This window comes from Corallococcus praedator (genome assembly GCF_003612125.1).
GTDB lineage: Bacteria > Myxococcota > Myxococcia > Myxococcales > Myxococcaceae > Corallococcus > Corallococcus praedator.
In genome coordinates, this window is record NZ_RAWI01000691.1 from 1 (window position 1) to 2,330 (window position 2,330).

Consider the following 2,330-nt stretch of genomic DNA (forward strand, 5'->3'; position numbering starts at 1 on the left):
GCCTCCACCGGCTTCACCTTCACGCTGCCCACGTCCAGCACCAGGTGCTCCGGCCGCAGGTGGGGCTTGAGCGCCAGCAGCACCTCGCGCACCTGGGGTACCGGCACCGCCACCACCACCAGCTCCGCCCCCGCCAGCAGCTCCGGCACGGAATGGGCGCGAATCGCCTCCGGCAGCGCGGCCCCCGGGTCCATCGCCCGGTAGCCCAGGTCCGCCGCCTCCAGCAGCGCTCCCAGCGCACGTCCAAACCGTCCGTATCCCACGAGGGCGATTTTCGGCATTCTGTAAGATTACATCGCTGGCGGCATGGCGCGGTACGTCCTGGAGGGTAGGGAGGCCGGAAAAAGCAGGGCCGCCGGGCCCCTGTTCGAGAGGGACCCGGCGGCGGGGACTGCGTTCAGCGAAGGGGGAGGCGGACTACCGGCCGCCGCGCGTCGGGTGCTCGGTGATGCAGGCCTCGGTCTTCTCCGGGACGACGAAGAAGGGCTCCGAGCGGGCGAGGCCCTGGGTGTTGCCGAGCCAGCCGTCGCCGATGGAGCCCGCGCCGTCGTACACGAGGGCCGTCCAGTCGTTCTGCGACGCGGCGAAGACGTCCGTGCTGTCTCCGTCGGCGTTGAGGTCCTGGGCGACGTACGCGTTCAGGATGACGCCGTTGTTGTTGAAGTCGAGGTTGGCGCTCGCGGTGCCGCTGACGAACCCGTTGTTGATGCGCACGCCGTAGTGGGCCAGGTCCGCCTCGGTGGTCGGGCTCAGGGGAGCGAAGGCGTAGAACTCGTTGACGGACGACTCATACACGGTGCCGATGCGCACGCGCGAGTAGTCGAGCACGCCGTTCACGTTGTCCACGCGCAGGCCGCCCAGTTGGTAGTGGTAGTTCATCAAGCTCAGGTAGTTGGGCTTGTAGTTCGCGTTCTCGTTGCCACCGTGCATCAGGCCGATGTTGTGTCCCAGCTCGTGCATGATGGTGCCGGCCTGCTGCTGCTCCGTGCCGCCGGGGGTGCTCCAGTTGCCCAGCGTCATGATGAAGTCGTGCGCGGGGATGCCGCGCGAGATGCCGCTGGAGCCGCCCGCGTTGTAGTGGTCCGCCACCAGCAGGTAGTGGAAGAACGGCGCGCGGCGCGCGTTGAAGTACTTCGCCTTGATGACGTCGAAGTCCGTCCACACCGGGTTCAGGTCCAGGTCCACGTCGGCCGCGGCGATCTGCTGATCCGCCACCAGGTGCAGCGCGACGCCCGTGGTGCCGTTCGGGTTCGTCACCGGCGCGGCGGCGAAGGCGGCCGTCACGCGATCCAGCGCGCCCTGCGTGGGCTTGAGGCCGGGGTAGTAGTCCATCTCCACGAAGACGTCCTTCTTCTTCGGGTCCGCGCCGTAGTAGCGCAGGTCCACGCCGCCGTAGCCGAACAGCTCCGCGTTGTCGCTGATGCGGTCCCCGTCCGTGTCGGAGTTGTAGGGATTGGTGCCGTAGCGGGCCTCCGCTTCGTCACACACGCCGTCCGCGTCGGAGTCGATGGCGGTCGTCAGGCACAGGTACACGGGCTGGACGTTGGAGATCTCATAGGTGTTGCCGTCCTGCGTGACCTCCTCGTACTTGGGCTTGTGGTAGACGCTCACGGAGCGGTAGCCCGCGCGGGAGTAGTAGAGCCGGAGGGCTTCCTGGCCGGACGCCACGGTGAGCAACTGGACCTGCGTGTCGCCGTTGTGGTTGCCGTAGGCGTCGAAGACGTAGAGCCCCGACGATTCCGTCTGCCGGAAGGTGGGGTTGGTGCCGCAGCCATTGCCGGTGCAGACGCCGGACAGCACGGTCACGGTCGCACCCTCGATGGCGCTGCCCGAGCCGGCGTCGTAGACGTAACCGTAGACACAACCGTTCAGACCGATGAGGGCCATGGAGGCCGTCAGCAGGTTCTTGTGAAACGTGGACATGGAGGTCCCCCTCGAAGGAGTCAGGGGCTGGGCTTCTTGCCAGCCGGGACATCTACGAGGGCCGGATTAATTATTCCTCACCGCTGCTGACATTTTGTCCCGGGCTCCAGGCTTGCCTCCTGCAAACGGAGCTATCCCCAGGGGCCGGCAGTGCGTATCACGGGGACTCGTGCGAACGCCCACCGACCGCTACCTGCCGCCCCATGCCGCTTCCCCTTCCGCGTCGTCCGCGCGCGGACGGGTGGTGGTCATCGCGCCCACTCGCGCCGCGTGCGAGACCATCGAGCTGGCCCTGGGCCTGCGGCTCAAGACCTACCTGGAGCAGCACCACGGCGAGCGGCTGCGCGAGCTGGCCCGGGGCGGGCAGGGGTTCGGCATCGTGGCGGGGACCGGGACGGGCCAGACGC

General features: G+C 68.0%; 3 protein-coding genes. 1 reads left to right on the forward strand and 2 read right to left on the reverse strand.

All coding sequences use genetic code 11. The features are described from left to right. Both D7Y13_RS40890 and D7Y13_RS40895 read right to left on the reverse strand, forming a co-directional pair. On the reverse strand, positions 1-281 hold a 281-nt coding region (locus tag D7Y13_RS40890; RefSeq protein WP_120631038.1), incomplete at its 3' end, for a prephenate dehydrogenase/arogenate dehydrogenase family protein. A 136-nt stretch (positions 282-417) separates the two neighbouring features. After that, positions 418-1,923, reverse strand: a complete 1,506-nt coding sequence (locus D7Y13_RS40895; RefSeq protein ID WP_120538395.1) for a zinc metalloprotease — start codon at positions 1,921-1,923, stop codon at positions 418-420. 169 nt (positions 1,924-2,092) lie between these two features. On the opposite strand from D7Y13_RS40895, the gene D7Y13_RS40900 reads away from it, so the two are divergent. Then, a partial coding sequence (locus D7Y13_RS40900; protein ID WP_208734548.1) for a hypothetical protein occupies positions 2,093-2,330 on the forward strand: 238 nt, incomplete at its 3' end.